The sequence below is a fragment of the Okeania sp. SIO2C9 genome, assembly GCF_010672455.1.
Lineage (GTDB): Bacteria > Cyanobacteriota > Cyanobacteriia > Cyanobacteriales > Microcoleaceae > Okeania.
Genome location: NZ_JAAHGO010000021.1, coordinates 111,572 through 136,852 on the forward strand (window position 1 = coordinate 111,572; position 25,281 = coordinate 136,852).

A 25,281-nucleotide genomic window follows, 5' to 3' on the forward strand; every position below is an offset into this window, starting at 1 on the left:
TTTTAAGCTTTTGATATGTCCGCGCCTTTTCCTTCCACTGCTATATTTAACTAATTATCCGATTAAAGTCCATAAATCCTCAAAATTCAAAATTTCAAGATTATTCAAAAAAATCCTTGACAAATCCCTGGATATAAATGCTATTATATTAACTGTTGACGAATTGGGGCGTCGCCAAGCGGTAAGGCAGCTGGTTTTGGTCCAGCCATTCGGAGGTTCGAATCCTTCCGCCCCAGTAAGAAAATGATAATTAAAAATAATTAAAGTGAATAGTTGTCTCTATATAATATGACTAAACTTGGACTATATTTACTTTTTTTTATGTATAAAATAGAATTTTAGTTCTATATCTCAAGATCAAGTTTTTTTGCTTTATCTATAGCCTTGTTTGTACTAAACAACAAAATCTTCGGATGTAAATTTCTGATCAAAAAATCAGGTATCAAGCTCCCCCCTTATACGGAACTCCTGAAAACTTTGTGGGGAGTGTGGGGAGTAAGAATTCTGTCTACAGTTCTCAAAAAAATGTATTTTTCAATACGCTTTTCTCCAGAAAAAGTCTATCAATTTTTTATACATAACTTATCTATTTTGTCAAGTTTTATGTTAAGAAAAAATGTGGGTAATGGATAGCCTTTTAAGGGGAGAAAAAAGAAAACTCTGCATCTTCAAAGTTTCCCGCAGGAGGTACTGAAGCCTGCATTTCCTCTGTAAATAGGCTAACTGATAACTGATAAATGAATTGACAGTCTTTAGTTTTTCATTTATTCTCTACTTAGCTTTTTTTAAGGTTTTTAAGATTTGGCAAAAACTAGTTTCTATTCAAGAGATAAAGGTACTTTAAAGGCTATTTATTTGTTTGAGTCTGCTGAAATTCATATTAAACCACTTTTTAAAATAGTAATGTACAGTAGACTTCTGGTGATAATTAATCTCAAACCCTGGTAATGCCTGGGCAAAAAACTTAGTTTCCACCAGATATCTAGTTTAATCTTCATCCCTATTCCCTATTGCTCTAAAATTATGTATTTCATTAAATGAAAAACGGCTTTAACATTCAATCTATTCAGCATTTTTATTTGCTCTAAATGTCTATAAGCATCTAATTCGATAAATGTTCAAATTCAACTGAAACTTGCTAGAGAAGGAACAGTAAATAGACAATATATCTGAGTAGTAGATATACAAGTTATTATATTAATTAGATACAGTATTTTTTCTCTTCCTGATTACTTTGACCATTTTTCAAAATTTGAGAAATTTTTCTATACAGACTTTAATATTTGTTGTTATTATAGAATCCGGTTATACAGTATATGTTTATAATTATATCCACACTTAAATATTAAATCGGACTACCTCCCCATCTCCCTATCTCTCCCAACTATATAATAAGTATTCAATCGAATTTGATATTAATACTCATCCATCGATATAAAGTTAAAAATTCAATATATAAATTCTTGCAAATTGATAAATATCTGGTTTCCAATAAACATTGAAATACTTTATGATATAATCAGCAATAATTGCCTAAAATAGTGCTTTGGGAAACTAGGGTTAGATGGAAAAAGAGTGTAACTATTATGAAGTTCTAGGAGTATCAAAAAATGCTTCCACAGAACAGATTAAAAAAGCTTATCATAGCCTAGCACGTCAGTATCATCCTGATGTAAATCCAGGGGATATAAATGCAGCAGAAAAATTCAAAGAAATCAACTTAATGTATGAAATTCTTTCTGATCCATTGAAGCGATCGCAATACGATCAAAGGGTAGGGGAAGCTAAAGAACTATATAAACAAGGAGTTGGAAAAAGTCAGCTTGGAGATTATCAAGGAGCAATAGCAGATTACACAAAAGCACTAGAAATAAATCCTAATTGGGCAGAAGTTTTGTATCACAGAGGATTTGCTAGTTATAAACTGCAAGATTACCGGAGCGCCGATCTTGATTATACAAAGGCATTATTTTTAGACCCAAACTTAGTAGAAGTTTATTATTATCGGGGTCTATGTCGTATGAAATTAAGATACATTCAGGCTGGTATGGAAGACTATAGCAAAGCATTAGAAATAAATCCCTATTTTGCTCACGTTTATTATCAACGTGGTTTAGTTTATCTAGAGCTGAAAGAACATCGTCTGGCAATAATTGATTTCAGAAAAGCTGCTCAACTTTTTGCAGACCAAGGAGATAAAGCTAATTCTCAAAGAGCGCTAGAAGCTATTAAAAATTTACACCATTTTTCATGGTTAGAAATACTAGAAATATTTCAGACAACTATTCAGGATGCTTGGATAGCAGTAAAGATTTTTCTTCCTAATCCCATAGGAGGTTTATTACCAGCTTTTACTCAGTTAGAACAAAAAAGAGCATTTAACGTTGCAGTTTTATTTGGCATAATATTTGAAATTTGCTTTGTAGCAGGAATGAGTCTAATTTTACAGAGATTAGATAAAGCAAATCATACAGAATTATTATTATTAATAATTATCGGTATAATTCCCTTTGTCAATTTGACAGTTACAAGTGGTTTTGCCAGACTTATGTTCAAAGCTGATGGTAGTTTAACAGGAGATTTATTTATAGCAGGTGCATCACTATTACCTCTAGGTTTGATGGTGCTAGTCAGTGGGGTTTTAAATAATTGGGTAATTAGTATTATTTTAGCTATTTTTGCTTTGTGTTATACAATTTTAACTATGTATAGTGGTTGCCAAAAAATTTCTAATATTTCTGAAGAAAAATCAGCTATAACACTACCTATTATGTTTCTTCTTACTGGGTTGCCATTTGCTTTAATTAATTAAAGGGTAGGAGTCAGTCCTCAGGAGTCAGGAGAATTATAGAACCCTTATGGTATCTTTGTCTGCAATGAAATTTTTGAGTTACGAGTCGGGAATAGAATAGAGTAGAGGCTTTTTTTGGCAGGAAAAAGATTGAAAAATGCTCCCTTACTCCCCTGCTTTTAAGATTAGAATTAGATTTTTCCCATCATTAAATCTTTTCGTCTATCCTTCCTAGGGTGGAAAATCGCCCATATTTTCATTTTATGAAGCTTATAAAAAAATCGGCGCGTCAAAGGATATAAGGTTCCATCCTCCCCCAAATTGTGATAGAATAATATTTAAATGGAGTTGTTCGTCTATACGCATGACTTTTTATTCAACTAAACTTCATTACCAAGAGACAATCAAAGATTGAGGATTTTTTCCCAGAAACAGTACCAAAAATCTTTTCATGTTGTATAGCTTCCCCTAAAGGGTTAGTTTTTTCCTCATCAAATCTTTCCATCTATCCTTCCTAGGGTGGAAAATCTTCCATATTGTCATTTTATGAAGCTCAAAAAAGTCGGCGCGTCAAAGTATATAAGGTTCCATCCTCCCCCAAATTGTGATAGAATAATATTTAGATGGAGTTGTTCGTCTATACGCATGACTTTTTATTCAACTAAACTTCATTACCAAGAGACAATCAAAGATTAGAGACAATCAAAGATTGAGGATTTTTTCCCAGAAACAGTACCAAAAATCTTTTCATCTTGTATAGCTTGCCCTAAACGGTTAGTTTTTTCCTCATCAAATCTTTCCATCTATCCTTCCTAGTGCCGCTACGCGGAAGTCAGAAGTCAGAAGTCAGAAGTCAGAAGTCAGAAGTCAGAAGTCAGAAGTCAGAAGTCAGAAGTCAGAAGTCAGAAGTATTGATTGGTAAGGCTTTTAGGATTTTGTAACTGGTCAGTTATTTCCGCCATTCTGCACTAGGGTGGAAAATCGCCCATATTTTCATTTTATAAAGCTCATAAAAAAATCGGCGCGTCAAAGGATATAAGGTTCCATCTTCCACCAAATTGTGATACAATAATACTAAAGTGGGGTTGCTCGTCTATGTACATGACTTTTTATTCAACTAAAGATAGTATAGTTTGGAAGGCGATCGCTCAGGTTGTAGGAAGGAAAATCAATTTCAAGAATCGCGAATTACCTCTTCTTATAAATAAGAGGATTGGTTAAAAGGATTTTTTTTCTTCTCTTGGTCTCATGGATATGGCGCAGGTTTCGGAGCCATCCCACCCTACGGTTCGCTTTGAAGATAGAACTCCGTTCCGCTGTCGCGTTTCGCGTCAGCGTTGCGAAGCAAACGACCGCTTTTTTCTCCATGAATGGAGAAGCTTTATACCTGAATTTTTCGGTAAAATTTAAAGTAGTTCTGCATAGTAGAACAAATAATACCTCATGTTAGCATCCTGCCCACGAGGGAACAAGATACCCCCACTACCGTGTCTGGTAACAAAAATAATTACAATACACTACCATTACGACAGACCACCACCAAATTTAAAATTCGTCTTATATCATGTCCGGATAATTAGTGATAAAAAAAACTTTCTCTTTTTTCTTCTTTATTTCCTCCTAACTCCTGACTCGGTCCTCCTGACTCCTGACTCCTCCATCGTTTATTTATAACTGTTCAACCGGACATGATATTAGCTGATGACTATTCATTCAGCTATAAGATCAACTATCTCCGAGTAGCTCCTGAATATACCGTACCTCTCTGAGCATCCAAAGTCAAAATCGTGCCATCGCGAATCACACTCGTAGCATTCTTCACCCCCACAATAACTGGCAACCCCAAACGTAAACCAATAATTGCCGCATGACTGGTAATACTATCCTCCTCCGTCACAACTCCTGCCGCTTTTTGCATTACCTCCACAAACTCAGCATCTGTGTGATTAACCACCAAAATTTCTCCAGGGTTAAAATCTCGGACTTCTTTTGCACTATGAGCAACACGAGCGCGACCACTAGCATATCCCTGACCAATACCAGTACCTTGACCTAACACTGCAGTCACCACCTCAACCTTAACCAAGTCGGTTGAACCTGCCACACCTTGAATTGTACCCGCAGTCATTACCACTAAATCTCCATCAAATAATAACTCCTTCTCCTGAGCAACACTGATTGCAGATTGAAAAGTCTGACCCGCAGAAGCTAAGTCTAACACCAATAATGGCTTTATTCCCCAAACCAGTTGTAACTGTCTAGCAACATCTACATGAGGAGTCACTGCCAAGATAGGAGTTTTTGGTCGAAACTTAGAAACATTTCGTGCTGTTGCACCTGTCTTAGTCAGAGTCATAATAGCTGCAGCATCTATATTTTCGGCAATTTGACCCACAGCTTGGCTAATTGCATTAGGAATTGAATGACCTGTATCATTCATACTAGAAACGTTGCAAGTGATAATTTCCTGCTCAATGCGTTTGGCGATCGTTGCCATTGTTGCCACCGCTTCCACAGGATAATTACCTACTGCTGTCTCATTAGATAACATTACTGCATCCGTACCATCGATAATTGCATTTGCCACATCAGAAATTTCAGCACGAGTAGCACGGGGGTTATTCGCCATACTATCTAACATTTGAGTAGCAGTAATTACCGGAATTCCCATTCGGTTAGATGTTGATATCAGTCGCTTTTGCAAAAGTGGCACCTCTTCTGCTGGCAACTCCACACCTAAGTCACCACGAGCAACCATTACCCCATTACACAAAGCCAAAATTTCTTCCATTTGTTCGATCGCTTCGTGTTTTTCAATTTTTGCCACCACAGGAACCTTTTTTCCCGCATTAGCAATTAATTGTTTAATCTCTAAAACATCCTGGGGGTTACGCACAAAACTTAATGCTACCCAGTCTACTCCTTGGTCAAGACCAAACATTAAATCTTTTCGGTCTTTGTCTGTCAGTGCTTTAATTGATAGATAAACCCCAGGAAAATTTACACCTTTATTATTAGAAAGAGTACCACCCACTACAACCCGACAATGTAATTGCTTCTCTGCTTTATCTACTTTTTCCACTAACATTTCTACTTTGCCATCATCAAGGAGAATTTTTGCTCCTTCTGGCACTTCATCTGCTAGAAGTTCATAAGTTACAGAAGACATTTCTTGAGTTCCAGGCATCAAGTTACTGGTCAAAATAAATGGATCACCCCGTTCTAGAGATATTGAACCATTTTCAAATTTTCCTAATCTAATTTTTGGTCCCTGAAGGTCTTGCAAGATGGCTACAGGTTGATTTAGTTCAAAAGAAGTTTGTCTAATTAATCGAATACTGCGTTGGTGATCTTCATGGGTTCCATGAGAAAAATTAAGTCGCAGGGTTGTTGCACCAGCTTTGATCAACTCCCGAAGTACATCAGGCTTAGTAGTTGCTGGACCAATAGTTGCTACAATTTTAGTTCGGCGTAAGCCATTTTGCAGTTGCATAATTTCAAAGTTTTAATAGTAAATAGTAATAGCTTCAAGGTTGTATGTTTAATTTTTAATTATTTCTGATACGTTATTACTATATATATGGTGTTGAAAAAACAAATTATATTTATTTAATAATTAAAGAAAGTTGATTAACTCTTGGACAAAGTTACAATAGTGCCTAATTCATTTATGACTATGCTAGTGGGCAAGATTGATATCTTAGACTACCATACTCAAAGGATGTCAATCCAATTATTAATAATTACTTTTTACTCTTAAAATTATTTAGTTAACAACAATCCGTATTTTTTCTAATTTAAGTTTTAGGATCGGGGTCTAAATTATAGGGATCATTATTAACTTTATTTAATAGAGTTGTCGCTAAATAAAGAGAAAAAATCACTCTAACCTAGACAGAGCAATAATTCCAAGCATTTTTGCTTTCCAATAGCTACAATTCTTACAGAACAAGGTTTTTGGGGATTTTTTAAGTTATAAAGCGACAAGTCTAATTTCTCCCCTAACCAAAATTATAATTATCTTCTTTATATTAATATAATTTCATATATCTTTACAAAATTTTGCCTATATCGTATTGTAATAAAAAAAGTCTAAATTAATATAGAGGAGTGCAAATCAAAATGTTGGAGGCAGGGCTGCAAACGACAGTCCCAAGAGAGTTACTAAGCCCATCTGAAGGCTTAAATACTAACTTACTCATGTTTTTGAGTGCTATAGGAATAATAATTTCCTCAACCTGCGGTTACTGGTACTGGCACTTTCCTGGCTGGTGCTGCTTCTTGATGAATGTTCTAGCCTTACACATGGCAGGAACAGTAATTCATGATGCTTCCCATAATTCAGCCCATAAGAATCGCTTAGTTAATGCTATTTTAGGTCACGGCAGCGCCTTGATGTTAGGTTTTGCTTTCCCAGTATTTACAAGAGTACATCTACAGCATCATGCCCACGTTAACGACCCAGAAAATGACCCAGATCATTTTGTTTCCACTGGTGGCCCCCTATGGCTAATTGCAGCCCGCTTCTTCTACCATGAAATCTTCTTTTTTAAAAGACGACTTTGGCGGAAATTTGAACTATGGGAATGGTTTTTTAGCCGTTTAGTAGTGTTCACAATGATAGGTGTGTCCATATATTTTGGGTTTCTGGATTATATTTTAAATTATTGGTTTTCTCCTGCTTTAGTTGTTGGTTTAGCTCTAGGGTTATTTTTTGATTATTTACCTCATCGTCCTTTTCAGGAACGCGATCGCTGGCACAATGCTAGAGTTTATCCAAGTGGTTTTCTCAATATTCTGATTTGTGGACAGAATTATCATTTAATTCATCATTTATGGCCTTCTATACCTTGGTATAATTACAAGCCTGCTTATGAAGTTATGAAGCCGTTATTAGATGTTAAGGGTTCTCCTCAATCTTTAGGATTATTGCAAGGAAAAAATTTTTGGAGCTTTCTGTATGATGTTTTTTTAGGAATTAGGTTTCATAAGCACCAGCATTCTCAACCCCAGGAAAAGGGGAAATTAACATGAGAAAAATTTGAGTCTCATCAATAATTTTTTGAGCTAATCAAATAATATTTTTGTTAGTTACTATGATTAATTTTTCCGATATTTCTTTCCTTTGTTCTAGTCGCAGATAATTTTTTTGAACGCCAGAAATTTTTTTTGTTTCATTAGTCTCAATTAGTTTTCTGTATTGATGGCTTCCAAATACCGATATTTATGGAAGCCAATCATCAAGAATAAAGAAAAATTTGACACTGAACTAGATAATTTTTTAAATACATATTTAAGAAGGATTCCATAACACTACCAATTTTTTGCTCGGCATTCAGCTACTAGAAGAATAATTTTGACTTTGATAAAATTATTCTATTTTTCTAGGAAACATATATGAATAAAAATTTAATTATTAGGTTATATGTTTGATTAATTTTCTTGGCTGAAATCTTTATAGGATTATGGTTGATACTGGAAAATAAATTGCTTTCTGAACAAGCGAAAATATTAGAAATAGTCTATACAAAAAATAATTATATTGAAGCAAGAATTTGGTTAATATTTTCAGGTGTTTTTGCTATATCTGTGATTAAAAATAGCGCTCTAATTAGATTACATAGAATAGTAGCAACATTCAGATTTTTGCTATTTAGCTGATCCTATATTGTGGAAGTAAAAACTGGAGCTTGGTGGCATCCTTAGTGGTTATTTGTTTGGAAAAGTTTATGTGTTTTATCTATGTTTTTTTTAATTGGATATACAGCAGATTACAAATAAATGAGGTAAACTTCTTAAATTTGATAAACCCCCAGCATTTCAATACAGGTATACAAATTGTTGTTGTTGTTACTGTACCTCATTAACCTGAAATACGCTGTAAGTAATTTTATAGATCGAGGTTATCACATAATTAAGTAGGAAGTAGGAACAAAGAAGAAAAATGATAAATTTAAGTGGAAAAATTATTTGAATTACAAGTGCATCCATTGGTATTGGTGCTGCAACAGCGCAAACTCTAGCTAAAACAGGGGCTAATGTTATTTTACATTACGGTCATAAACAACAAGCAGCAGAAGCGATCGCCACTCAAATTGGTCAAGATCAACGTTATTTATTAAAAGCAGACTTAGCGGAAAAAAATGTTGCTGTGAAATTATCGCTTAAAGCGATCACCTGGCAAAGTTGTATTGATATTCTGGTGAATAATGCTGGTATTTTTGTTGCTACTACCGTAAATGATGAAATAGACATTTGAACTAATGCTTGGCAACAAACTTTGCAAGTAAATTTAGTTGCAGTTGCCGATTTATGTCGAGAAGCAATTCGTCATTTTCAAACTCGTGACGGTGGCACTATTATTAATATTGCTAATCAAGCTGCTTTTCGTGGAGACGACCCCCAACATATTCACTATGCAGCTTATAAAGGTGGGGTGATTTCGCTAACTCGTACTATTGCCCGTGGTTTTGCCAAGTCTAAGATTTGAGCTTATGTTGTTGCACCTGGGTTTGTGCGTACTGAGAGGTTGTTTGTAAATAATTATGAAGTGTTTTTACCCCTGGCAAATTGGGTATTTCAGCCTATAAATCTGGGATAAATAACCAAGTTGTTACAGTTTAAAGGTCAATCATTGTATATTACAAAACTTTACCGAAAAATTGTGGGTATGCGCCTCCCCTTTTAAGGGGATAATAAGCGGTCGTTTGCGCAGCATTCCGTAGGATGGGATGGCTCCGAAACCTGCGCCATATCCAATCGACTCCTGTGAAGAAAAATTTTCATGAATTTGTCAATCCTCTTCTTTTCAAGGAGAGGTAATTATTCATTAGACTTGTCGCTAAATAGATGGAAAAAATCGCTAAAACTCAGGCAGAGCAATAATTACAAGCATTTTAAATTATTAATAACTGTAATCTTTACATATCAAGGGTTTTCAGGATTTTTTAAGTTATAAAGCGACAAGTCTATTATTCATTATTCATTATTAATTGTTGAACTATGCTACAGAAGCAACTATTGATATTACAGCGCTTTTCAAATTGATGAACCACATCTTCACAAGCAAAATCTTGTAGGGACGTTCCATGGAACGTCTCTACTGTGGTTTACCCAAATGAAAACCGCTGTAATGGCGCTTCTTATGTATGGTGACATTTTGACTATTTTAGGATTGCTATATTACATTATATCCGCTTGAATAGTTGGGAGGAAGAGTCAGGAGTCACTAGTCAGGAGGAAGCGGGGAAGCAAGGAAGATGAGAAGAAAGTTATTGTTCGCGTAAGCACAATGGAGTTTGATCGTACGATTAATTACTTATAATAAAGTTTTTGTTTGTAGTTGAACTTTAGTCCTAATACTAAGTATTGTAAGGGCTAAAACCCAACTACGAAGCCCTATTATAACTGTTCTACCGTAAGCATAGCTCCCCCGAAGGGGGCACATGATATAAATAATTACCCGGACTTGATATTATCGACTCACCCGGAGATAAAATTACAAACATTAAAATTACAAACATATTCAGAGAAAAATTTAGCAGTTCTCAGTTCAGTTGCTCGTCAGTAAATATTGAGCATTAAAAAACTAAAAACCGCTATTTCTTAATTAATATACTTGTCCCTTTATAACTTAAAAATTCCCCAAAAACCTTGTTATGTAAGGATTCTAGATATTAGGATTTAAAAAGCTTAGAATTATTGCTCTGTCTAGGTTGGAGCGATTTTTTCCCTTTATTTAGGGCTTGCTGATTAAATCTAAAAGCATTGATATATAAAGACTTTAGCTTTTTTGGGGTCTAAAAAAGTACCTGGGAATCAGCTCTTCATTCTCATGCATGGAGCGTATTTTAGGCGCATAGTTAGGCAGAAAAATCATTCTTACAATTCTTTCTACTACCTCTTCTAAATTCCCCGTTCCTCCTGTCTCCTGTCTCCTGTCTCCTGTCTCCTGTCTCCTACAAAGAGCAAAAAGACTTTATGAGCGCAAACCCTATTTAGCGACAACTCCAATATACTTGTCGCTTTATAACTTAAAAATTCCCCAAAAACCTTGTTATGTAAGGATTCTAGATATTAGTGGCTAAAATGACTTGGAATGATTACTCTGTCTAGGTTGGAGCGATTTTTTCCCTCTATTTAGCGATGGGTACATAAAAATTAATTATTAGCTTTCTCTATAGCATAGAGCGCGATCGCTAAACTCAATCGTGCTTGTTCAACTTCTGACAAATCAGACCAAGAAGCAGATTGGATTGTTGCCAAAGTATTTTCTACTGCATCATTTTGACTACCACGCATAGAATAAGCTAGGGGACGTGCCATTACTTCCAAATCTTCCAAATCCCAACCTGGTAAAACTTCGCTGACACAATGTACCAATTGGTCTGACAGAGATAGAATAGACCCTAAACTATTCACCTGATCGACAATATTAACAGCAATCTTGCCTAACTTGTTGAGTAAATTATTGGGAGCAAGACCTGAAAACTTCTCAGATAAAGAATTCTGGATATCAATAACACAGAACAGTTGGTCAGTTTGACTTAAAAATTGTTTGCAACCGGAACTCATTTCCACATCGGTTAGTAAATCAGACAATGGTAACTCCTGCTCAAGAGAATCAAAATAAGTGTCTGATTCTGCTACTTCTGGATTCCAAGGATAAGCAATATCATCAAGAAGTATCGAATTTAATAAATCCAATTCTACTTGAGTAGAATTATTAGCAGAAAACTGAGAGCGGGAAGGCTGATTATTCATAATTTTATCCTGAGTAAAAATAATTCATCTTCTATTAAATGTAGAAGTAGGTAATTAGCAATATTGTTATTTCCTACTTAATCAGCTACAAAAGCAACCTAGCTAGTTCCGCAATTCTAACTTAGATTAACTAGCTAAAATCTTTTGTTGTTTCAATGACAAACTCAAAAGCTTGACCTTGAGAACTGCCAAATTTTACCAGTGTTCCTGACGTTATGGCAACTTCATCACGATGAATTCTTTGCCAATCACCAGACTGATAAATTAAAGTACCAAAACGAGAAATATCTTTTAAGAAATAAATCGGTGTAACCTGTTCCCCCGGAAAACAACGAGAAAAAATTTCAGCGTGTTTTTGGGAAACCCACCGCTCAAAAATCACCACATCATTTTCCTGAGAACGTCCAACCGCGATCGTACCAGGCCAAATAGGCCAAACCTGACCATTATTGTCTTGAGAACGTAAAAAAGCCCTAGAAGTTGAACTACCAATCCAAGTCGGAGAGTTAGTAGGTAGTTGAGTTACCAACTCATCGAAGACTTGAATTAATTGACCATTGAACTCTGGGTGCATATATAATACTGGTAAAGTCCAAGCTGGTTGATTAAATCTATAGAGAGTTAATAACTGTTGCCTAGCCACAGCTACTGATTGATCTATCAACATTCCCTCTCTCAAACATTGCGCAAAAACTTGAATAAAACTCAAAGCTTCTCCATCAGCAATTTCATCTCGCATCCCTAAAACTGCTGGTACTCCATGATGAATTAATACTTCTGCTAGACTACTACGTGGTATTGCCTGTACTTGACCAGAAGATATATCTGTAGCTGGTTGCGCTCCCCAACAAGCATTGAATACTGCCAAGGTTACTCCATTGCGGACCAGAACTTGTGCTAGCTCAGTACCATTGAGAGTAGTCTCAGGTGCTAAAAATAACCCACCGCCATCTGGGCCTGGTTTACCATGGCCAGCATAAAAAAGTACATTATAATTTTCTTTATCTAGATGGGAAATTAATTCTTCTGGAGTCGGTTGAATTAATGTATCGACTTGGCAAGGAATAATAGAATTAAATATGTGTACATTTTGGTTTGTAATCTCGCGGGGTTTTAAAACCTCAGTTATTCGAGCTGCTTCTTCTTCTAGTTCTAATTTGGACAAAGTAGAAAATTGATCGTCTTGAGGAGCACTTTCCCCAATCACCAGCAGAATATTCAAATATGGGGAAGGTGGGAGAGGAGGTAAGGAGTGAACATCACTGGTAGTACGACTGAACAAAATTTCTCTACTTAGAGAAAAGGCAGGTAAAGAGATTCCTGGTTGCATAATTTCCCAGGGTAGGGCAATTAATTCGGGTGCGCGAATATCCAATCTTACCTGTAAGGGCAGTTCTTGGCCAATTGCAATACCTTGACTTTGGTGCAGACTTTGAGCAATTTCTCCTTGAAATAGCCACTGCCATAGGCTAATACCCAAATTTTGCATCAGGCGACTGGTACGATTAATTTTGACATTGGAAGCAGGGGCAGGATGAATATTTGGAGTTGATGCTAAAGCTGGTTGAGGTGTGCCGATCGGAATAGCAGGTAAACTTTGGGGAGAGAATACTTCTAACCAAGCCTCCCAAGCTTGTGACAAGGTTTCTGGCCAAATTTGATCGTTATGGACATATCCGCGCTGAAAAGGAGCCTGCATTACCCAAGTGGCAAAATGATTAGCTTCTGGGATATTCAGGCGAGCGATCGCTATATTTAGGCAAGGACTTTCTGGTGGGAAAGGCATTCAATTTTTTCTAAAATATATATTAATGTACTCAAAGAAATCTATGCTAGTTTATCTATATTATTTTATGTCTTGAGCCGATACCTTTTTGCTAACTTTCACTAACAAATGCAAGATGCTGCTGCATCCAGGGTGTATCTAGCAAAGCACGAAGAAAAATTCCTTGTGCGCCATTTACGTCTCTGTCCATAACTCGACCATCAATATTAGATTTGATTGACTTTGAACCACCCACATTAATAATTTCTCCAGTCCAACTAACGGTTTTGCTTGTACATGCTTCACAAAAATCAATTACAAGCTTTCCTATTTGAATTGCCTTATGCTTGAGAAATTGTTTGAATCGATAGTGAGCAAATGACAATATATTTCGTACTGACTTTGAACGGATGTTCCTTCATTGCATAACGAGACATCCATAATTTATTTATACAGAAAATTGGTTTTTTAAATCAATTTAATGTGAGAATTTCGACCCCTTCTTCTGTGACAGTGACAGTATGTTCAAATTGGGCTGAAAGTTTTTTGTCTTTGGTAATTACAGTCCAGCGATCGGCTAAAGTCTTAATATTGTGAGTTCCTTCATTGAGCATGGGTTCAACGGTAAAAACCATGCCAGGGCGTAATTTTAAACCTCGACCTCGTTGGCCATAGTGAGGAATTTGTGGCTCTGTATGAAACTGCCTACCAACTCCATGAGCAACCATTTCTCGTACAACAGAAAATCCATTAGCTTCGGCATATTCCTGAATTGCTGCCCCAATATCTCCAACTTTTGCCCCTGGTTTTATTTCAGCAATCCCTCGCATCATACACTCTTCGGTTACTTTTACCAATTTTCGAGCTGAGGCCGATGGGTTCCCTACTAAAAATGTTCTGGAAGTATCGCCATGGTAGCCATCAAGAATGGGGGTAACGTCTATATTGATAATATCTCCGTCTTTGAGTATCTGTTTGGGGTTGGGAATACCATGACAAACTACTTCATTAATGCTAGTACAGATGGAACCAGTAAATGGAGGATGACCGGGAGGGGTATAGCCAAGTTGGGCACTGATGGCTCCCTGTGTCTGAGTCCAATTTTCGGCTTCATCATTTAATTGTTGAGTACTAACTCCTGGTTGTACCATTGGCTCAAGATGGTTGAGTAAATTTGCTGCTAGTCTCCCCACTCGGCGCATTTTTTCTAGTTCTCTGGTGGAGAGCAATATAATTCCAGATGTTTTTTTTAGGAGCTTCACGAAATGTGGGATTGATAATTGTTAAATTTTTCCGATTCATGGCCAGATGTGAAAATGTATTAGCTAGACTTTGCTAGCATACAATACCATAGCAAGATATAGCACAACACAAGTTAGTCGATTATTTGTATGCTTAAGATCGGAAAAATAAGTATTAGGTGTTAAAAATGGGCGGAAAAACAGATTTAGATAGAGTTGTAGCTTATATTCCTCCAGAGTGGAAAAAAGAGTTAGAGAAATGGGCAAAAGAGGATGAACGTTCTGTGTCTTGGTTGGTGGGTAAGTTAATTGAGCGAGGTTTAGAAGAACATCGAAACCATCAAAATTCTGAAAAAGTAGCTAAACAATTAATAATTAATAATTAATAATTAATAATTACCTCTCCTTGAAAAGAAGAGGATTAACTAATCATGAAAATTTTTTCTTCTATTGGTCTGATGGATATGACGAGGAGACCTCGCCATGCCTCGACCGCTTTTTTCTCCTTTAAAGGAGAGGCTTATACCAATTTGATAAATGTTTGTTACAAATGGTAGGGACGTTGCATGCAACGTCCGTACGAAAGAAGGAAGAGGGAAGAAGGAAGAAGGGATAAATATTAAAAAAAATGTAAAAAAGATATGAATAACTATCTAAAATGAACTAAAATAGCTATTTTTAAGCATATCCGATTAAGGTCTACATTTTTGTAGCATTCTTTTTTCAAGTTGGTATTAAACCTTAATTATTCGGTAAATAATTGATGAATAAGAGTGGGATAATTGATTTTATTTTTGATTTTTGGAGATTTATAATAGACATCTCCGATAAGCTAATACGCGTTTAAAATGCGTATTGGCGACTCATAATTCAGAAGTTAGAAGTAACACTTATCTGCCAATATTAAGCAATGTAGTTATCCTAGTTCAACTTGCTAATAAATAAAGTTCTAAAGCTAATGCTGCTGATGCGTCAAAGCCATTATAAGCATCAGTAACAACTATGTGAGTATCTGGGGGATAATGCTCTGGAATATCATCAATTGCCACCCATGAATCTCCTAAAGCATTGTTATTTCTTAAAAATTTAACTACTTCTTGATGTCGAAGATATTCAAACTGATGGATAATTTCTGGGTCTAAAAAAGGTGTAAACCCAACTACTCTCTCCCTAAAATCTGGAGAAAATAAAGACTGAACAAATTCCAAGGAAAATAATTCTCTCCATGAAGATGAGATGACAACTAATACTCCTGGATATAGTTGTAAAATATCTTCAAATAGCCTTAAACAAATTGGATCGAATTGAAGATAATTTTCTTTGTATATTGGGGAATCAAAGTTTTTTTCAGGAACTAGAACACCATCAATATCTAGGAATATCCACATCTTATATCGTTTCATTAAAGTCATTAGTCGTAGGCATTCAGCCGTCAGCTATTAGCTATCAGCTATTAATATTGGGACAGTTCAACAATTAATAATTAATAATGAATAATTAATAATTACTTCTCCTTGAAAAGAAGAGGATTGACTCAAAGGAAAAATTTTTCTTTTTTATCCTTGAAAGGAGAAGCTTTAAACCTTAATTATTCGGTAAGAGTAATTGAGAAATTGAAGAATAATAAAAAGTTACTGCCAAAGTATCCTTCCTCAACCTTAGAAATAATTATTCATTATTAATTGCTGATAGCTGACTGCTAATGGCTTAATGTTTACCCAAAAAGGCACTTACTTTTATATGTCAGTGCTTTTAGATTTAATCAGCAAACCCTAAATATTTATCAAATTAGATATTTTTCTGATAAAAACACTATATATACCATAGTGCTATAGTTTTTACCAGCTATATATAGTGCATTGACCTAATTCCTGTTTTAATTAGGGCTCGCTGATTAAATATCAAAGCATTAACTGATATTGCTTTCAGCCTTTTTTTGCCTTTAAAAAGTGCAAGCTTTTCGGTCTGAAAAGCTCAAAAAGCTAGTATTTTGGGATGATTATGGCAAAACAATCTTGGGGCAAAACTTAGCTCCTACCTCCTCGCTCACTCCCATTTCTCCTGTCTCCTGTCTCCTGACTCCTACTCATACCAAAAGACTTTATTCAGCAAACCCTAATTAGTATAACCAGCTTATAGACAAAAAAATGTTCTACTGCCTGTATATTGATTCATTATTCTTTTTTCTATAACAAATGCGATATAGTTGGCATTTTTTTCTATCCTTATTTATTTTTATAATTCTCGGTTCATTCATCACTAGAGGATACACTTTTCCGGTGGGAAATCATTACACTCATGTTCCTCAAATTAAATCAATGTTGAGTCCTGAACTATATACTAATGATTACTATGTTCAGGAAATGTTGAAATTTACCCCCAGATATTACTATCAATATTTAGTTTATTTTTTCAGCAAAGTTACTGGTAGTATTTCCTTCACATATTTGATTTATTATCTAATTTCTTTTATTAGTTTTATCTGGGGTTTATCTGCAATTAGTAAAATTTTTACTCCTTCCAAGCTATCCGCAGCAATTTTAATTTTTTTAAGTTTAACAGCTTACACTTTAGTTGGATATTTAGAATTTTTTCCCAAAACTCCTATACCTGCAACTTTTGCTATGAGTTTAACAGTTTGGGGGATTTATTTCTGTTTTCGGCAAAGATGGATAATTGGTTATTTATTTTTCGGTATTGCTTCAATTTTACAATTTTTAGTTGGCGTTTTGCCGGGAATAATGATGATACCTATTATGTTCATTGAGGCGATAAAAAGTCGGCAGTTGAAGCAAGTCGTTTTGCCGTTAATTATTTTATTTGGGTTTGCAAGTTTAGTTTATCTGCCAATGTTATTAACTGGAACGACTAGCACTGATAAATTGAGTAATGAAGAATTTGTTTTTATCTACGGTTGGGTAAGAAATCCTCATCATATTATTCCTGGTTATTGGAATTGGAAAATTAGGTTGGATTTTATTTGTTTTATTTTGGGTGGATGTTTGTGTATTCACAAAGTTGACGTTGCTAAATCAGAAGATTTTTTGCAGAAGTCGGGAAAAGGGAAAATATTCTTCTTCAGAGCTTCTGGGAAAGGGGGGGAAGTAGGTAAGATCAAGGAGATAAAAGGAAGGAAAAAAGATTTAATTTTTACTAATGCAAAATGTCTAGAGAAATGGAAGTTGTACCTAATTATTGCAGAGTCAATTTTTGCTTTGTTTTTGGGTTATATTTTTGTCGAAGTTTATCCACTAGCTTTATTTGCTAAGTTGCAGTTAGCGCGAACTGTTCCTTTTGCTCAGTTGATGATATTTATTGCTGTGGGTATTTTGAGCGATCGCTTATATCAACAGGGTAATTTAGGAGTTGGTTTACTATTGATAATATCTCTGATTCTGCCTGTGCCGTATCAAGGAATTTGCTTTTTTCTATTATCGTTAGGATTGTTTTTTTGGGAGAAATGGAATTACAAATTAGTAGTATGGTTAATAGTTTTAGCTGGATTAATATTTTTCTTATGGCAGCCACCGATAGATTCAAATTTTAATCATTTATTGGCAAAATCAGGTTTATTTTTGGTGTTAATATTTCCGTTTATTTTGGATGAGGTTGATTTAGCGGTCGCTAGGAAATATTTAATTACTTATAGTTTGGCTGGAGTCACAACTTTAGTATTTGTTTTGGGATTATTTGAGGCATTGCCAGGAAAATTTTTAGAGGTATTTCAGCAACAGGTAAAATTTAATAGAGTTCCTCAAGATGAAGTGACGAAACTAGCTTTAAGATTTAGACAAATTAGCGATAAAGACGACATAATTTTAATTCCTCCATTTGTGTCAAATTTTCAGTTTTTTTCTGAGAGAGCAGTTATTGTAGACTTTAAACATTTTCCTCAAACAGATAGCGGAATTAGGGAGTGGAAAAATCGAATGGAAGATGTTTTTGGCGTAGATTTGAATGATAAATTAGCGGTGGGTGCGATGGAAATTTTGTTTTCACAACAGACGGGAAAAGAATTAGTTAATGTGGCGAAAAAATATGGAGCTGAATATATTTTGACTAAGGTTGAATGGCATGGAGATACTGGGGGGAATATTGTAGATAGAGAAGGAGAATGGGTGATTTTTAGAATAAATTTTCAGCAGTAGATGTGAATTTAGCAAATAATATCATGTTCGGTAGAATAGTTATAATTAGGTTTGTAGTTGGGCTTGAGCAATAAGACAAGTATTTAAAATACTAGAGTAAAACTACAAACAAAAATTTTATTATAACTAATTATCCACTAGGGTAGCTCCCCCGCAGGAAGCATATAAAAAGATAACTTACGATTTAATAAATGGTATTGAAGCGATTCATTATAATTGTTTGTAACCTAAGCAAATCCAACCTTAGCTATAATCAAACCACAGGATAAATTGTTAATTGAGATAAAAATTATATGTCAAATATCACAGTCAAAGACTTAGAAATATTGCAATGTAATCTTAATCAAGCAGGCTTAGATTATCAATTAGAATTAGACGAAGGAAAAATATTAGTTATGGGTCTATCAGATATTGTTTCTAGCGAAATTGGCGTTTGCTTAATAGCTTCTCTTTATGCTTGGGTTAACCCACGTCGTCTTGGACGTTTATTTGATTCTAGTGCTGGTTTTATTATTTTAGATACTAATTTAAAAGTACCCGATGTTTCCTTTGTTCGTGCCCAACGTCTGAAAAAAAGCGTTCGTTATTTTGGGGAAATGGTGCCAGACTTAGTAGTAGAAATTAAATCTCAAAGCGATGAACGAATCAAACCTTTAAAACAGAAAATCAAGAAATATTTAGAACTGGGGGTACAAGTAGGAATATTGATAGACCCCGACGAAGAAATAGTAGTAGTTTATCGGTCTACTGATGAAGAAAGTGAATTTAAAAATGGAGATACATTGACTATTCCTGAACTTTTTGGTGAGTGGGGATTACCTATTATTGAACTTTGGCCTCCTGTATTTGATGAACAAGAGTAATACCGCTTCACGGAAGTCATAAGTCAAAAGTCAAAATTAAAAAATCAAAAGTTATGCATTAAGATTTTATAGAGCTACAACACTTTGATGCAACAGTAATTTCAGGAAATTAAACTATTTGTGACATTTTTAAAGTGAATTGGTATATAGCGTTTCTCAAGTTACTGAGGTACAGTGATTTTTTTATTTTCTATTCCCTACTCCCTACTCCCTACTCCCTAAAACAAACGAATTTTGTATCTCATCAGGATGGGAATTGCTATAAGGTGAATTTAAAAACAAGCATTTTCATTAATAAAAGAATACTAACTGCCTATTCATTCACTTTGTATTCCAGCTATTGATATCCCACAAAAATTATGGGTTAATATTTATAATCAGACATCAATAATTTTCTATATGTCCATTTCATTTGTAGAATCTAATGTTATTTCAGCAATAGCATAATAATGATTGAAAAAATAGTTGGAAGTCGTTACAAAATTACTAAAAAATTAGGAGAGGGTGGATTTGGAGCAACTTACTTAGCAGAAGATTTACATACTTTTAGGACTTCTTGTGTTGTTAAACATTTAGCGCCTAAAGATTCTCGTCCTCAGGTTTTTCGTCTTGCTCAAAATCTATTTGAGAGAGAAGCACGATGTCTTCATCGTCTAGGAGAAAACGATCAAATTCCTCGCCTTTATGCCCACTTTGTAGAAGATGGGCAATTTTATTTAGTGCAAGAGTATATTGAAGGAAATGATTTAAGTGATGAAATTATTGTAGGAAAGCCTTTAACTGAGGAGCAAACTATTAAACTTTTGTATGAAATATTGTCGGCATTAACTATTCTTCATCAGAGAAATATTATTCATCGTGACCTTAAACCTCAGAATATTAGACGGAATAAACAGAGTGGAAAAATTGTTTTAATTGATTTTGGCGCTATTAAATAAATTCAAGAGCTAACAGTTAATTCTAATGGAGAAACAACAATAACTGTTCCAATTGGTACACCAGGTTATATGCCTAGCGAACAAACTCATGGTATGCCAAAATTAGCTAGTGATATTTATGCAGTAGGCATAATTGGAATTCAAGCTTTGACCGGATTTAAACCTAACAAATTTTCCCAAAATCCCCAGACAAATGAAATATTTGAGTCAGGTCAACTGTTTCTCAAATCTCAGGCTGGAAATATTTTTAAATATCAAGTTAATGTCAGTCAATATTTAGGCGATATTTTATCTAAAATGGTTCGGTACTACTTTAAATTTAGATATAAAAATGCCTTTGCTGTTTTAAAAGATTTAACGCCTATTTGGAATCAGTATAAAAATTTATATGAGACAGAGCAAGAAGTTTCTCTTTGCTCCGAATGTGGAATTGACTATACTAAACTCAGACGTTTTCTGGCGTTAGGTGAATGGAAAGAAGCAGATGAAGAAACAGAAAAATGTATTCTCAAAGCAGCTAATAGAGAAATAGAAGGTTGGCTAAATTCAGAGTCAATTAAGATATTACCGGAGCAAGACCTCCACACAATTGATAAACTTTGGCTACATTTTGGTAAGGGAAGATTTGGGTTTAGCGTTCAAAAAAAAAATTTATTTAGAAACAGGCAGAGATTGGCAAGAATTTGGTAAAAAAGTAGGTTGGCGAGAAGAAAGATTAGCGGGTTTTAGTGAGATGCGAGGTTTTAAACGAGGATATTTACCTGCTCGTATTTTTGGTGTGAGAGATGGAAAGTTAAGTTTGGGAGATGTTGTTTCAAACCTTCTCTCTCGTAGAGATTTATGAAATATTATCTTTACTGTAATAGAAGAAATACAATTAATTATTAACTATCACATACAAGACTTTATAGATGTCAATAGGTACATAGCAGTCGCTATTACTATGAGAAAATTCTCAAACTTTTAAATTTAGTCATAGCAAGAATTTAACTTCTAACTTCTGACTTCTGACTTCTAACGTTATGCCATCCCCATTTCCCGCAATGGACCCGTATCTAGAGGGTTATCTTTGGCCTAATGTCCACAATGATCTTGCCAATAAAATCTGACAGCAACTCACTCCACAACTTCACCTCCGCTATACTGCACGACTGGAAGTCTACGTTGTTGAGGATAATTTTCCAGAAAGGGAAATTGGCATCCTCTATCCAGATGTGGAAATTATGCAACTTCGACAAGCAAAAATAATCAACATTCTTCCCGGTACATCTGGAGCAACTGCACTTACTCCAGCTTTATCCTTACCCATTTTTCCACCTGTTCCGGTTCGCTTGAGTAATGTGGAGATTCGAGATACTGCTCAGAATGTTTTGGTGACTTGCATTGAAGTGCTTTATCCAGTCAATAAGCGCGAACCTGGTCTGACAAATTATCGTCAGAAACGAAGACGACTTTATCAAACGGGGGCACATCTGGTGGAAATAAACCTTTTGCGTAGAGGGAATCGTCCTTTTGCTCATCCTCAGATACCAGATGTTGTTTATGCTGTTGCTCTGACTTGTTCCCATGCTGGGATAATAGATATTTGGCCTCTAACTCTCCAAGATTTGCTGCCTGTAATTCCTATTCCATTGCGATCGCTCGATTCAGATGTTGTCCTCAACTTATCCGTTGCACTGAATGAGGTTTATGATGAAGCTGCCTACGACTTATCTATAAATTACAGGGAAGCACCACCCCCACCTATTTTGTTTTTGTCTAAGGTAGAAAAGCAGTGGGTAGAAAATTTATTGGGTGATAATTGATATTTGTTGGGTTTGGTTTCCTCTACTTTGGATAATTGACTATGTTTGTATCCTTCCCTATACCACAAAATTGCCAATTTATCAATCAGCAAAAAAATCAGGAGAGAAAAATTAGTCATTCATCCCAGAGAAATTTAGAGTATTTGCCTCTAAAAATAACGAAATAATCAGTATTTGCAGCTTCAAAATTACTTTAAGCAATAAATGTCCTCTGGATTTTCCCGTAGTATATACCATCATACAATCAAGAGCAAGGGCTAAAAATATTGAAATCTCGTTAACTACTTCAGACAAATTTTTTGCTTTTTTGTCATCAAGCCCTGACAAACTTAAAAATTTTTAAACTAAAAGACTAAAACTTAAACAATAACTTATTTGTCAGAGGCAGAAAAATCGAGGAATAATTAGGGTTTGCTGAAAAAGTATTTTTTAAGGAGTAAGGCAGTGGGGGAGTAGGGGAGTAGAGAGTAGCTAAAAGGAAGGGAGAATAGAATTTATAGAGGAGGTAGTCAAATATGTTTGTAAGAGTGATTTTTTTGTAATTATTCTGCCTTTTATGCTAACTTTTTGAGGGTTTTGGTCTGAAAATCTGGCACTTTTTTCAACTCAAAAAATGCTTTAACCTTTATCTATCAATGCTTTGATATTTAATCAGCAAGCCCTAATTATTCCTACTAAGAAAACATAGCTAATCTAACCAAAAGTACAATAGCAATAAAAATATAAATTATGATTTGTTGCTGTCTAGTTTTTCCACCTCGAAAAAGAAAATATCTCAAAGTTGTAAAACCAGGATTCTGACTTTTACTTGGCGGAATGTGGGTTTAAACCGAATGAATTAACTGTCAATTATCCATTGGTAAAAAACTTGTTGCATGGTAAATGGTAATAAGCAAAATTTGATAAATTATTCTTCCTTCTTGCTTCTTCCTTCTTCCTTAAATATGCACTCTACAAAATTTGCTAAATTATTCTTTCTTATTCCTTCTTCCTTCTTATTTATTCCTTAATTTCTACCACTTCACAAATCTGCTTATCTACATAATCATCATCGACATTTCTAGTTATTAATTCTGCCAAAATTCCTAAAGATATTAACTGTACGGACAGAATAATACACAAAATTCCAAATAAAAATAAAGGGCGAGTACCTATAGGTCTAATCTCCATAAACCAAAGTATAGTCAAATAACCTAAAGATGTCATTCCTATAGCGCCAAATAATAATCCTAAACTTCCAAATAAATGACCTGGTTTATGTAAATAATGAGTAGTTGCTAAAACAGTTAATAAATCAAGAAATCCACGGGTATAACGTTCTAAACCATATTTAGATTTTCCCTGTTTCCGTCGATGATGTCTGACAGTTACTTCAGAAATTTTAAATCCCAAACTATGGGCTAACACTGGAATATATCGATGTAATTCTCCATAAACTTTTATGCAGTCTAAGACTTCTTTTTTATAAGCTTTTAAGCCACAGTTAAAATCGTGTAATTTTACACCAGTTAAAATTGATGTTACTCCATTAAATAATTTCGAGGGTAATGTTTTGGAAAAGGGGTCGTTACGATGTTTTCGCCATCCAGAAACTAAATCGTATCCTGACTCTAACTTTTCCAAAAATTTAGGTACTTCTGCCGGGTCATCTTGTAAATCTGCGTCTAGAGTAAAGATAATATTTCCTGTAGCTTTTTTAAATCCAGCAGATAAGGCGGAAGATTTACCAAAGTTTCTTCTTAATCTAATTCCTTTGGTTTTCTGGGGATGTTTTTTGATTAATTCATTAATTTCTATCCAAGACAAGTCGTTACTACCATCATCTACAAAAATTATTTCATAACTATTAATTTCAGCTAAATTCATTACATCTAAAATTCGCTCAAACAAGGGTTTGATTGTGGCTTCTTCGTTATAAACTGGAATGACAAAACTGAGGTATCTACTATTCAAGGTTCAATTCTGATTATCAAAACTATGTTGATTGCTTAGAGCTACCGAATCTAGGCAATTTTTTAATTTAACATAAGTTGTTAAAGGGTAAGCATTCATGGAAGTTAAAAGTCAAAAGCGAGTGTGTAATTCTGAGGTCTCCTCAGAATGTAAGACACACTCAAGACAGTCAAAATTCAAAAGTAAGATTTTATCGGCTTAAAACTTTGATGATACAGTAATTTCAGACAGTTATTTCACATCTAAAGTTTGTAAGCATTCAGCGGTCAGCTATCAGTTATGAGTTATTAGCTCATTATTGCATCGAAAGAAGAATTAGTCTCCAAGGAGTGAAATATATTTGCTTCCGTATTCCGCACCTAAAGAAAAAGGCGATCGGTTAACCTTAGTAAGTTATTACCTTCAAAAGCTGATAGCTGACTGCTAATAGCTGAATGCTTACTAAAGTTTTAAACTATTTGTGACACCTTTAAAGTGAATTGGTATTACGATTCTAGGTTCAATTCTGATTATCAAAACTATTTTGATGGGTTAAAGCTATCCCATATCGACGATTTTTTTATTTCAAATAGTCTGTTAAAAAATTGTTGTTTGAGCCTTGGATATTTTTGAGAATAACAAGACATTTCGTTGAATTATCAGCATCACAAAATTGAGGTATTTAGGATTCTCAGCTCCTGATAATTCTGCTAAATCAGCAGTAGGAAAATCTGAAATTCTAAAACCTTTGACAATTTTTTCTGGATTGAGAATAGCAAGACATTTCATTTAATTCTCAGAATCACAAAATTGAGGTATTTCAGATTCTCAGCTCCTGATAATTCTGCTAAATCAGCAGTAGGAAAATCTGAAATTCTAAAACCTTTGACAATTTTTTCTGGATTGAGAATAGCAAGACATTTCATTTAATTCTCAGAATCACAAAATTCAGGTATTTCAGATTCTCAGCTCTGAATAATTCTGCTACATCAGCAGGAGGAAAATTGGGGATTCTAAAACCTTTGACAATTTTTT

General features: G+C 34.7%; 16 protein-coding genes, 1 tRNA gene and 2 pseudogenes. 10 read left to right on the plus strand and 9 right to left on the minus strand.

All coding sequences use genetic code 11. The annotated features are described in order from the left end of the window. Window positions 1-164: 164 nt before the first annotated feature. Both F6K23_RS18360 and F6K23_RS18365 read left to right on the plus strand, forming a co-directional pair. Window positions 165-236 (plus strand) — tRNA-Gln (locus F6K23_RS18360). 1,328 nt (window positions 237-1,564) lie between these two features. Further along, window positions 1,565-2,812, plus strand: coding sequence for a DnaJ domain-containing protein (locus tag F6K23_RS18365; RefSeq protein WP_293158496.1), 1,248 nt, complete (start codon window positions 1,565-1,567; stop codon window positions 2,810-2,812). 1,708 nt (window positions 2,813-4,520) lie between these two features. Here the strand turns inward: F6K23_RS18365 and pyk are convergent. Further along, a complete protein-coding gene (gene pyk, locus F6K23_RS18370) occupies window positions 4,521-6,284 on the minus strand; it encodes a pyruvate kinase (RefSeq protein ID WP_293158498.1) in 1,764 nt (587 codons plus the stop codon). Between the two features lie 629 nt (window positions 6,285-6,913). Here pyk and crtR point away from each other — a divergent pair. Further along, on the plus strand, window positions 6,914-7,825 hold the full coding sequence (crtR, locus tag F6K23_RS18375) for a beta-carotene hydroxylase (RefSeq protein WP_293158500.1): 912 nt from the start codon (window positions 6,914-6,916) through the stop codon (window positions 7,823-7,825). A 940-nt stretch (window positions 7,826-8,765) separates the two neighbouring features. Next, window positions 8,766-9,281: pseudogene (locus F6K23_RS18380) on the plus strand (SDR family NAD(P)-dependent oxidoreductase). A 1,670-nt stretch (window positions 9,282-10,951) separates the two neighbouring features. On the opposite strand, the gene F6K23_RS18385 reads toward F6K23_RS18380, so the two are convergent. The 4 genes from F6K23_RS18385 to map form a co-directional block, all read right to left on the minus strand. After that, window positions 10,952-11,554, minus strand: coding sequence for a hypothetical protein (locus F6K23_RS18385; RefSeq protein ID WP_293158502.1), 603 nt, complete (start codon window positions 11,552-11,554; stop codon window positions 10,952-10,954). 130 nt (window positions 11,555-11,684) lie between these two features. Next, entirely contained in the window at window positions 11,685-13,340 is a 1,656-nt protein-coding gene (locus F6K23_RS18390) for a CHAT domain-containing protein (protein ID WP_293158504.1), read from the minus strand. Between the two features lie 91 nt (window positions 13,341-13,431). After that, entirely contained in the window at window positions 13,432-13,704 is a 273-nt protein-coding gene (locus tag F6K23_RS18395; protein ID WP_367267742.1) for a zinc ribbon domain-containing protein, read from the minus strand. Window positions 13,705-13,792: 88 nt separating this feature from the next. Then, window positions 13,793-14,554: a type I methionyl aminopeptidase gene (gene map / locus F6K23_RS18400; RefSeq protein WP_293158526.1), complete on the minus strand. Its 762-nt coding sequence runs from the start codon at window positions 14,552-14,554 to the stop codon at window positions 13,793-13,795. A gap of 194 nt (window positions 14,555-14,748) precedes the next feature. Here map and F6K23_RS18405 point away from each other — a divergent pair, with 194 nt between their 5' ends. Beyond that, a complete protein-coding gene (locus tag F6K23_RS18405) occupies window positions 14,749-14,946 on the plus strand; it encodes a CopG family transcriptional regulator (protein ID WP_293158506.1) in 198 nt (65 codons plus the stop codon). Window positions 14,947-15,486: 540 nt separating this feature from the next. On the opposite strand, the gene F6K23_RS18410 is transcribed toward F6K23_RS18405, so the two are convergent. Further along, window positions 15,487-15,963, minus strand: a complete 477-nt coding sequence (locus F6K23_RS18410; RefSeq protein ID WP_293158508.1) for an HAD domain-containing protein — start codon at window positions 15,961-15,963, stop codon at window positions 15,487-15,489. Between the two features lie 876 nt (window positions 15,964-16,839). Between F6K23_RS18410 and F6K23_RS18415 the strand changes: the two genes are divergently transcribed. The 5 genes and pseudogenes from F6K23_RS18415 (at window position 16,840) to F6K23_RS18435 (ending at window position 22,314) form a co-directional block, all read left to right on the plus strand. Beyond that, a complete protein-coding gene (locus F6K23_RS18415; protein WP_293158510.1) occupies window positions 16,840-18,708 on the plus strand; it encodes a DUF6798 domain-containing protein in 1,869 nt (622 codons plus the stop codon). A 293-nt stretch (window positions 18,709-19,001) separates the two neighbouring features. Beyond that, a complete protein-coding gene (locus tag F6K23_RS18420) occupies window positions 19,002-19,571 on the plus strand; it encodes a Uma2 family endonuclease (RefSeq protein WP_293158512.1) in 570 nt (189 codons plus the stop codon). A 449-nt stretch (window positions 19,572-20,020) separates the two neighbouring features. Continuing rightward, window positions 20,021-20,509 (plus strand): serine/threonine-protein kinase, encoded by a 489-nt coding sequence (locus F6K23_RS18425; RefSeq protein ID WP_293158514.1) that lies wholly within the window; start codon window positions 20,021-20,023, stop codon window positions 20,507-20,509. 69 nt (window positions 20,510-20,578) lie between these two features. After that, entirely contained in the window at window positions 20,579-21,199 is a 621-nt protein-coding gene (locus tag F6K23_RS18430; protein WP_293158516.1) for a GUN4 domain-containing protein, read from the plus strand. A gap of 332 nt (window positions 21,200-21,531) precedes the next feature. Then, a pseudogene (locus tag F6K23_RS18435) lies at window positions 21,532-22,314 on the plus strand (DUF4058 family protein). 999 nt (window positions 22,315-23,313) lie between these two features. Here F6K23_RS18435 and F6K23_RS18440 read toward each other — a convergent pair. The 3 genes from F6K23_RS18440 to F6K23_RS18450 all read right to left on the minus strand — a co-directional run bounded on the left by F6K23_RS18440 (window position 23,314) and on the right by F6K23_RS18450 (window position 25,172). Beyond that, a complete protein-coding gene (locus F6K23_RS18440) occupies window positions 23,314-24,267 on the minus strand; it encodes a glycosyltransferase family 2 protein (protein WP_293158518.1) in 954 nt (317 codons plus the stop codon). Window positions 24,268-24,843: 576 nt separating this feature from the next. Next, window positions 24,844-25,035: a hypothetical protein gene (locus tag F6K23_RS18445; protein WP_293158520.1), complete on the minus strand. Its 192-nt coding sequence runs from the start codon at window positions 25,033-25,035 to the stop codon at window positions 24,844-24,846. After that, entirely contained in the window at window positions 25,032-25,172 is a 141-nt protein-coding gene (locus F6K23_RS18450) for a hypothetical protein (RefSeq protein ID WP_293158522.1), read from the minus strand. The genes F6K23_RS18445 and F6K23_RS18450 overlap by 4 nt, the downstream gene beginning before the upstream one ends. Between the last annotated feature and the right edge of the window lie 109 nt (window positions 25,173-25,281).

Coding starts and splice junctions, on each gene's coding strand:
- F6K23_RS18365 (WP_293158496.1), top strand. CDS start 1,565: ATGGAAAAAGAGTGTAACTATTATGAAGTTCTAGGAGTATCAAAAAAT.
- pyk (WP_293158498.1), bottom strand. CDS start 6,284: ATGCAACTGCAAAATGGCTTACGCCGAACTAAAATTGTAGCAACTATT.
- crtR (WP_293158500.1), top strand. CDS start 6,914: ATGTTGGAGGCAGGGCTGCAAACGACAGTCCCAAGAGAGTTACTAAGC.
- F6K23_RS18385 (WP_293158502.1), bottom strand. CDS start 11,554: ATGAATAATCAGCCTTCCCGCTCTCAGTTTTCTGCTAATAATTCTACT.
- F6K23_RS18390 (WP_293158504.1), bottom strand. CDS start 13,340: ATGCCTTTCCCACCAGAAAGTCCTTGCCTAAATATAGCGATCGCTCGC.
- F6K23_RS18405 (WP_293158506.1), top strand. CDS start 14,749: ATGGGCGGAAAAACAGATTTAGATAGAGTTGTAGCTTATATTCCTCCA.
- F6K23_RS18410 (WP_293158508.1), bottom strand. CDS start 15,963: ATGAAACGATATAAGATGTGGATATTCCTAGATATTGATGGTGTTCTA.
- F6K23_RS18420 (WP_293158512.1), top strand. CDS start 19,002: ATGTCAAATATCACAGTCAAAGACTTAGAAATATTGCAATGTAATCTT.
- F6K23_RS18425 (WP_293158514.1), top strand. CDS start 20,021: ATGATTGAAAAAATAGTTGGAAGTCGTTACAAAATTACTAAAAAATTA.
- F6K23_RS18430 (WP_293158516.1), top strand. CDS start 20,579: ATGCCTAGCGAACAAACTCATGGTATGCCAAAATTAGCTAGTGATATT.
- F6K23_RS18445 (WP_293158520.1), bottom strand. CDS start 25,035: ATGAAATGTCTTGCTATTCTCAATCCAGAAAAAATTGTCAAAGGTTTT.
- F6K23_RS18450 (WP_293158522.1), bottom strand. CDS start 25,172: ATGAAATGTCTTGCTATTCTCAATCCAGAAAAAATTGTCAAAGGTTTT.